Here is an 8,031-nt window from a genome sequence, read left to right as displayed (position 1 = left end):
CGTTGCCCCCTTGCTCCCCGACCCCTCTAACCCATCGCCTGCCGGGCAATCCATCGCTGCACGCTCCACAGCCCCCCAGCCACCATGGCTCCCAGCCACAGGCCTCGGCCCAATTGAGTATGACCGTCAAGCAGGCACCAGCCGCCCAAGATGCCCAGGCCCAAAGTGCTGCCCGCCACGGCGGTGAGCATGGCGCGCAGCGCAGCGTGGGTAGCCACAACTTGCTCAGCTAAATTTTCTGGAGGCAAGCCTGCGGCCAGGGTCTTCGCTGCCGCCTGAAACGATTCATAGCGGGCCGGTTCAACCTGGTAGTAGGTGCCCAGATCTTCGTCGCGCAGGGCCGAGACGGTGTAGAGGCCAAACTGCTTGGCCTGGGCGATCGCATCGCGAATCTGCCGCCGGGTGGCCACTGGCCCCAGGGCTTCAAACACCGACTGACGATAGACCCCGGTTTTGGCCATCGCCAGCACGCGATCGGTGAGTTCGAGGGGGGAAAAGGGGGAAGCATTCACGGGTTAGCAACTCCTGAACGGGCCTGGGCAACCGTGCGACCAGAAAACTTGTACTACCTGATAGTACGAAAAACCAGCGCCGACCGCACCCCTCACCCTATCCACCCCATCAGACCGTAGGCCAGTGCTGCGCTCCCCAGCGGTACGGTCAGGTTGTCGAGACCATAGAACGAGAGGGTTTCGAGCAGAGTGGCGGCGATCGCAACCACCAGTGCCGTGCCCCAAACAGTACCGGTGAACCCCGCCGTAAACCCCAGCACCAGAACGCACACCAGAAAGCTGGCCAGGGCCATCGTTAAGCTGCCCTCCCAGCTTTTTTGGTTGCCCAAGATTTTGTAGGGGTGGCGGCCAAAGTTTTGCCCAATCAGCGCGGCTAGGCCGTCACCCCAGGTCATCACCAAAATGCCAATGGCGGCGTACTGGGGTAGCCCCAGGGGCCAAAAAACGGCCGTCAGTACCCCAATGCTAACGGCGTAAAAAAACGTACCCAGGCTGTTGCGCCCGACGCCGTTAATACCCGGCAAAATTGGCAGCCGATACGACAGCAGCGCCACGCCGCTAAACACCACCGAGGCGGCGATGCCCACCCAGGCGGGGATATGCAGCCACCAGGCCAGCAAAATCACGTGGCCAGCCCCAATGTGAACAATTTTGCGGGTGATTTCGGTATCGAGGCGGGCGGTGCGGCGCAGCCCCTCGGCCACTCCCCCTACAACCGCCAGCCAGGCGGCAATCAGTCCAATTTGCACGAGCGCAGTGGCCATCATGGCAGGGGAAGCAAGTATAGTGGGGTGGGACTTCTAGACCGTCTTCTAGACCTTACTACACGAGCTTCCTATGGATACCACCTATATGGATAAACCCTATAAGCGAGTACTGCTAAAACTGAGCGGCGAAGCCCTGATGGGCGACATGGACTACGGTATCGATCAGAACATCGTGGAAGCGATTTCCGCTGAGATTGCTGAGGTTGTTAAAGAAGAGATTGAAATCGCCATCGTCGTCGGCGCGGGCAACATCTTTCGGGGCATCAAAGGCTCGGCCTCGGGTATGGATCGAGCCACCGCCGACTACATCGGCATGATCGCCACCGTCATGAATGCGATGACTCTGCAAGACTCGCTAGAGCGAATGGGGGTGCCAACCCGAGTCCAAACGGCGATCGCCATGCAGGAGGTCGCCGAACCCTACATTCGCCGCCGCGCCATTCGCCACCTGGAGAAAAACCGGGTGGTTATTTTTGGGGCCGGCTCCGGCAATCCGTTCTTTACTACCGATACTACTGCGGCCCTGCGGGCGGCGGAGATCAACGCCGAGGTGGTATTTAAAGCTACTAAGGTTGACGGCGTCTACGATTCTGATCCTAAAATTAATTCTAATGCCAAGCGCTTTCGCACCCTGACCTATAGCTATGTGCTCCAAAACGACCTAAAAGTCATGGACAGTACCGCGATCGCCCTGTGCAAGGACAACAAGATCCCTATCATGGTATTTGACCTGTCGGTGCCCGGAAACATCAAGCGAGCGCTGATGGGCGAATCTATCGGCACGATTGTAGGAGAGAACTGTGATGTCAGTTGACGATATTTTGCTCGAAACCGAAGACCAGATGCAGAAGTCTATCGAGGCTACCCAGCGCAACTTCAACACCATTCGCACTGGCCGCGCTAACTCCTCTCTTTTAGATCGCATCGAGGTCGATTACTACGGTGCGGCCACCCCGCTTAAAACCATCGCTAGTATTTCTACTCCCGATGCCAGCACGCTGATGATTCAGCCCTTCGATGCCAGCAGCCTATCCAACATCGAACGGGCTATTTCTATGTCTGACGTGGGCCTTACGCCCAATAACGACGGCAAGGTCGTGCGGCTTAACATTCCACCGTTAACGAGCGAACGCCGCAAAGAGTTTGTCAAAACGGCCGGTAAAATTGCTGAAGAGGGGCGTGTCTCGATTCGCAACCAGCGTCGCAGCGGTATTGATGCCGTGAAAAAGCTGGAGAAAGCCAGTGATATCTCTGAAGACGAGTCGCGCGATGCCCAAGACGAAATTCAAAAGCTGACCGATACGTACATCGCCAAGCTCGATAACACCCTAGCCGCTAAAGAAAAAGACATCATGACCGTATGATGCGGACCGCGATCGCGAAGCAGCCCCCAGGTGTCACAACCACGTCTCTACGCGGCGCAGCCCGGCCTGACAAAGTAGGCAAAATGCATGGGATAGCCTTCGGCGTAGAGCTTATCTACCCGGTTTTGGGCTATTTCTAGGCTTTGAAATACGTCTAAAACAGTTTCTCTACCGTTGGCGTATCGGATACAGAGTTCCCAAACCATAGCGATCTCCCTAGTGGCTATCCTGAAAAAGCGGAGGGCCTGACTTCATAGCCCCTTCACGGCTGGGCCAAGTGTCTTCATCCTAGGTTTAAAGGCCAGAGCTGTACTCCGGGAAACCCATGAACTTGGGTCTTCCGTGAATTTCGGGAGGTCTGAGCTACATCTTGCTCGGCTACCCCTGATTTGGAGGGCAAACGCCGTTTGCCCCTACCGGTTGGCCTGACCGGAAGTGGGGTTATTTTGGCTTAAATCTGACTTGGCGTTGAGATGTACTGATTGGCCTCGGTTGACGCTTCCCTAAAGCCCTGCTAGATTGCAAATACGTTTCAATTTAATTCGCAGCCATGTTTGCGTCAGCCCAAGTATTTTATTTTTGGTGGCAGCCCTCGGTTCACAGGCCGTGAGCACTTTTGTGTTGTCAACCTTGTGAACCGTGGAGCTTACCCTCTGCGGTTTTGTTTTTTCTGGTTCTATTTTTGCCTTTAGCAATGCAAATTCACACCCCCTATTCACCCTTGTCTAACTGGTACTACGGCTTTTTTTACACCACCGGGTCAGGCTTGTGGTGATAGGTCGTCCTATGCCGCTTACCTGACCCGGAGCCTACCGCTCCGGGTTTTTTATTTTCTGCTGCTATCTCTGTTGTCCCCTTCTTATCTTGAGTTTTCTAGCCATGAAAGATGCTACTTTGACCCGCAAATCTGCTGCTGACCACCGTTCGGTGATTGCCCTTAGCGACACGGTGACTATCGGCGGCGAGACCCTGCTGATTGTAGGCGGCCCCTGCGCCGTTGAGAGCGCCGAACAAATGGAACAGGTCGCCCAGCACCTCTCTTCTACGCCAGTGCAGGCGCTGCGGGGTGGGGTGTTCAAGCCGCGCACGTCGCCCTACGCCTTCCAGGGTATGGGGGAGGCCGGGCTGCACATTTTGGCTGATATGCGCCAGCGGTTTCAAATGCCGGTGATTTCTGAGGTGATGGCGATCGACCAGATTGCGGTGATGGCCGACTACGTGGATGTGCTGCAGGTGGGCAGCCGCAACATGCAAAACTTTGACCTGCTCAAGGCGTTGGGCTGCACCACCAAGCCGGTGCTGCTGAAGCGGGGGCTGGCGGCCACCCTAGAAGAGTTTGTGATGGCGGCAGAGTACATTCTCAGCCACGGCAACCCCAACGTGATTTTGTGTGAGCGGGGCATTCGCAGCTTTGACACCTACACCCGCAACGTGCTGGATCTGGGGGCCGTGGTGGCGCTGAAGCAAATTACCCACCTGCCGGTGATGGTGGACCCCAGCCACGCCGCTGGCAAGCGTGAGCTGGTACCTGCTCTGGCTCGGGCCGCGATCGCCGCTGGGGCCGACGGGCTCATGGTCGAATGCCACCCGGTGCCCGAGCAGTCTGTGTCAGATGCGCGCCAAGCCCTTACCCTAGAGGAGATGGCTACGCTCGCCCGCAGCCTCGACCCAATTGCTGCGGCTTTGGGTCGCCGCTTAGCGACCGATGGTATGGCTTCTATGCCAGAGACAGCGGAGGTTTCAGGGGCGATCGCGATCGCCGCCTAGGCCGGTCATTAGTATCTCCAATGGGAGGCATTAGCAATGGGCGCTGTCAATGGGCTTCATATTTTGTTACAACAGTAGGGGAATTAGGTGGTACTAACCTCTATGTTTGGTGGCTTTACCGGGTTTCAGTCCAAAGGGTCCAATGACTTTGGCGAAAGGATGATCAACTCTGTGGCTACCCAGTCGCTACGGCACCTCTTTAGCAGCAGTGATGCTGTGGAGGTAGCCGTGCGCTGCTCTCCTCCCAGCAAGATGCTCCAGGGCACGATCGACAGCTTTCGGATGGAAGGGCGCGGCCTGATCATTCGCAAGGAGTTTGAGGCCGCTGAGATGATGTTTGAGACCGATGCGGTGTCGATTGACGTCGGCTCGGCCATCAGCGGCAAAATTCGTTTGCGGCAGCCGACCCAGGCCGTGGCTCAGGTGGTCTTAAACGAAGACGCCATTAACCGTGCCTTCGAGGCCGAGCTAGTGCGCCAGCATTTGGAAGGGGTGACCGATGAAGCGGTAACCTCCCTCTCCGGGGGCGACCCGGTTACCTTTCGAGACGTCCACATCAGCCTGATGCCTGACCAAGCCGTCAAGATTACGGCCAAGACCGATTTGCCCAACCGCAAAGACATACCGATTCAGCTGTTGGCCAAGGTCACTGTAGAAAAGCGGCGGCGGATTATCTTTGCCGATGCCGAATTTTTGCCCGATGGCATTCCTGATGACATGATTCCGCTCTCGGAAACCCTGACTAAGGGCTTTGCCGAAGTGCTCAACCGCATGGTTGATCTAGAACGCTTCAATTTGGACGGCGTTTTGCTGCGGGTCAACCGGCTCGAAACCAAGGGCAACCAACTCGTGTTTAGCGGCTATGCCCAAATTGAGCATTTCCCCGGCATGGTTTAGGGGTTCAAGGTGTCAGGTGCCAGGTTCAAGGCTGCCCCGAAACCCGAAACCCCGCTTGGCCAGTATCATAGTTGGGTCCTCGGGTTAAGGCATCGACGCTATGGGTAACTGGTTTGTGGCCGGGGGCATTGTGATGTGGCCCCTGCTGCTGTTTTCGCTGCTGACCCTGGCCCTGGCGGTGGAGCGGGGCTGGTTTTGGCTGCAAGTCAGCCGCCAGCAGCGGGGGCTGGTGCCGCAGGTGTTGAGCACCTTTAGCCAAAATCCTCAGCGGGCGATCGCAAAACTCAAGCAGCACCAGCAGTTGCCTATTGCTCGTATCTTTCTGGCGGCGCTTACCCTAGGCGACGCTACCCCCGAAGAATTTCGTTTGGCCTTAGAAAGTGCCGCCCAGGCCGAACTGCCCGTGCTGAAGCGGTTTCAAACCCTGTTCGAAACGGTGGTGGGCGTGGCCCCGCTATTGGGCCTGTTGGGAACAGTCCTGGGCCTGATGCAGGTTTTCTCGACCCTGCGCCTGGGCGAGACCAGCGGGCCAGCAGCCAGCGGCGTGACCTCAGGGGTGGGCGAAGCGCTGACCTCTACGGCGGCGGGGCTGGTGGTGGCCCTGGTGGCGCTGCTGCTGGCCAACCTGTTTCAGGGGTTGTACCGCCGCCAGCGGGCGTTTATTCAAGAGGCGGGGGGCAAGCTGGAGATTCTTCATCGTCGCGCCCAGCGCCAGGGCACGATTAGTTCTACTGTTTATTTGCCGGGTCAAGTTCCGTGAAAGATGGGCCTCTAAAGCCAGACCAACGCCAATCCGCCTCGCTGATTGTGATTGGGGCGGGTGCTGCCGGGCTGTTTGGGGCGATCGCCTGCGCCGAAGCCAACCCCAACGCCTCTATCCACATCTTTGAGGCGGGCCGCGAACCCCTGGCCAAGGTGAGAATCTCCGGCGGCGGCCGCTGCAATGTGACGCACCACTGCTTTGACCCCGCCGTGCTGGTCACCCACTACCCACGCGGCAGCAACGCCCTGCGCGGCCCCTTCAGCCGTTTTCAGCCCCAGGATACGGTGGCCTGGTTTGAGCAGCGGGGGGTGCAGCTCAAAACCGAGGCCGATGGCCGCATGTTCCCCACCACGGACGACTCGGGCACCATTGTTGACTGCCTGCTGGGGGAAGCGCGGCGGCTGGGCATTCGCGTTTACACGGGCCAGGCGATTCGCGAAGCGATCCGTCCCGGAATCGCCCAGATTCAGCCCGACGACGCTGGCTTTGGGCTGACCACCCGGGCTGGGGCCGAGTGGCGCTGCGACCATCTGCTGCTGGCAACCGGCAGCAGCCCCAATGGCTACCGACTGGCGCTCAAGCTGGGCCACGACCTGGTGCCGCCCGTGCCCTCGCTGTTTACCTTCAACGTGCCTGACCCGGCCCTGCGCGAGCTGGCGGGAGTGTCGGTCGAAACCGTGCAGCTCTCCCTGGCGCTGGACGATGCGCCTACCCTGACCCAGAGCGGCCCGCTGCTGATTACCCACTGGGGAGTGAGCGGCCCGGCGGTGCTCAAGCTCTCGGCCTATGGGGCGGTGGCCCTGCACCATCAGCGCTACCGGGCCACGCTGACCGTGAACTGGTTGCCCGCCCTCAAGCCAGACCAGGTGCGGCAAAAGCTGCTGACCCTCAAGCAAGAGCAGGGTAAGCGCCAGGTGGCGGCGTTTTCGCCGTTTCCAGAGCTGTCGCGGCGGCTGTGGCAGTATTTGGCCCAGCACCGGGCCAATCTGGGCACCAAGCTAAACTGGGCCGACCTGTCGAAGGCGCAGCTCCAGGCGCTGGTGAACGAGCTGACGCGGGGAGACTACGCGATCGCAGGCAAAGGCGTTTTTAAAGACGAGTTTGTCACCTGCGGCGGCATTCCTCTAGCCGAGGTCAACTTCAAAACCTTAGAAAGCCGCCGCTGCCCAGGGCTATATCTGGCGGGCGAAGTTCTTAATATCGACGGCGTCACAGGCGGATTTAACTTCCAAAATGCTTGGACGACGGGCTATCTGGCGGGGCAGGCGATCGCCGCAGCTCGTGTTTGAGCGATCGCCCCTAGTCGCCAAAATCCGTACCTGTATAATCGGCGCATCCCTTTCCGCTGCGAGTGCATCCTATGGGTTGGTTGTTGGGTATATCGCTATTGGCTGGCCTGAGCGTTGTCGGTACTCTGGGGTTACAGCGGTGGACAAAGCAGCAGCGGTATAAGTCGCTGCGATCGCTCCCCTCTCCTCCCAAGCACTGGCTGCAGGGGCACATTCCGCCCCTGCTGGCGGCAGTCAAAAATCGACAGCTGTTTCAGATCTTGTTCGACTGGTCTAAAGCATTTGGCCCCAAATATGTGTACTGGGTGGGTTACCCGGTGGTGGTGCTCAGCCAGGCCAAACTGATTGACAGCACCATTGTGCAGGGCACCCGCGACGGTAGCCTGGTGCGTACCGGTCAGTCGCAGCGGGCCTGGAACGACCTAATGGGGCCGATTATGATTGGGCAAGATGGAGCCGAGTGGCAGTGGCGACGTAAGGCCTGGAACCCAGAATTTAGCTCTAGCGGCGTTAACCACTACCTGGCCCTGGTAGACCAAGCCTGTAGCCAGGTGATAACCAACCTGTACGCCGCCCCGCCCAACCAGCCCGTCCCCGTTGATCCGCTGTTTGTAGAACTCACCATGCGGGTGATTGCGGCCCTGGTGCTCGGCATTCCCATTGACCCCAACC

The 8,031-nt window shown here is 58.7% G+C and carries 10 protein-coding genes; 7 read left to right on the top strand and 3 right to left on the bottom strand.

Translation table 11 applies throughout. The features are described from left to right. Positions 1–26: 26 nt before the first annotated feature. Together IQ273_RS27170 and IQ273_RS27165 are read right to left on the bottom strand one after the other, a co-directional pair. A complete protein-coding gene (locus tag IQ273_RS27170; RefSeq protein WP_194026257.1) occupies positions 27–512 on the bottom strand; it encodes a hypothetical protein in 486 nt (161 codons plus the stop codon). Positions 513–604: 92 nt separating this feature from the next. After that, positions 605–1,279 (bottom strand): diacylglycerol/polyprenol kinase family protein, encoded by a 675-nt coding sequence (locus tag IQ273_RS27165; protein WP_194026256.1) that lies wholly within the window; start codon positions 1,277–1,279, stop codon positions 605–607. A gap of 85 nt (positions 1,280–1,364) precedes the next feature. Between IQ273_RS27165 and pyrH the strand changes: the two genes are divergently transcribed. Continuing rightward, a complete protein-coding gene (gene pyrH / locus IQ273_RS27160) occupies positions 1,365–2,093 on the top strand; it encodes a UMP kinase (protein WP_194026259.1) in 729 nt (242 codons plus the stop codon). Then, positions 2,083–2,643 carry a ribosome recycling factor gene (frr, locus tag IQ273_RS27155; protein ID WP_194026255.1) on the top strand — a complete coding sequence of 187 codons (561 nt, stop codon included), beginning with the start codon at positions 2,083–2,085 and terminating at the stop codon, positions 2,641–2,643. The genes pyrH and frr overlap by 11 nt, the downstream gene beginning before the upstream one ends. 47 nt (positions 2,644–2,690) lie before the next feature. Here the strand turns inward: frr and IQ273_RS27150 are convergent, their stop codons facing one another. Next, complete coding sequence (locus IQ273_RS27150) at positions 2,691–2,849, bottom strand: family 2 glycosyl transferase (protein WP_194026254.1); 159 nt, start codon at positions 2,847–2,849, stop codon at positions 2,691–2,693. A 673-nt stretch (positions 2,850–3,522) separates the two neighbouring features. Between IQ273_RS27150 and aroF the strand changes: the two genes are divergently transcribed. The 5 genes from aroF to IQ273_RS27125 form a co-directional block, all read left to right on the top strand. Continuing rightward, the gene (gene aroF, locus IQ273_RS27145) at positions 3,523–4,410 is read left to right on the top strand and encodes a 3-deoxy-7-phosphoheptulonate synthase (RefSeq protein WP_194026253.1); all 888 of its coding nucleotides are present in this window, start codon (positions 3,523–3,525) and stop codon (positions 4,408–4,410) included. 87 nt (positions 4,411–4,497) lie between these two features. Then, positions 4,498–5,307: a DUF2993 domain-containing protein gene (locus IQ273_RS27140; RefSeq protein ID WP_313898263.1), complete on the top strand. Its 810-nt coding sequence runs from the start codon at positions 4,498–4,500 to the stop codon at positions 5,305–5,307. Between the two features lie 100 nt (positions 5,308–5,407). Next, the gene (locus tag IQ273_RS27135; protein WP_194026252.1) at positions 5,408–6,067 is read left to right on the top strand and encodes a MotA/TolQ/ExbB proton channel family protein; all 660 of its coding nucleotides are present in this window, start codon (positions 5,408–5,410) and stop codon (positions 6,065–6,067) included. Continuing rightward, the gene (locus IQ273_RS27130; protein WP_194026251.1) at positions 6,064–7,359 is read left to right on the top strand and encodes an NAD(P)/FAD-dependent oxidoreductase; all 1,296 of its coding nucleotides are present in this window, start codon (positions 6,064–6,066) and stop codon (positions 7,357–7,359) included. The genes IQ273_RS27135 and IQ273_RS27130 overlap by 4 nt, the downstream gene beginning before the upstream one ends. 71 nt (positions 7,360–7,430) lie before the next feature. After that, the coding region (locus IQ273_RS27125; protein WP_194026250.1) for a cytochrome P450 at positions 7,431–8,031 on the top strand (601 nt) is incomplete at its 3' end.

The organism is Nodosilinea sp. LEGE 07298 (assembly GCF_015207265.1).
In the GTDB taxonomy this organism is placed as follows: domain Bacteria; phylum Cyanobacteriota; class Cyanobacteriia; order Phormidesmidales; family Phormidesmidaceae; genus Nodosilinea.
The sequence above is the reverse complement of the archived record's forward strand: the minus strand, read 5'-3'. Positions and strand labels throughout refer to the sequence as shown.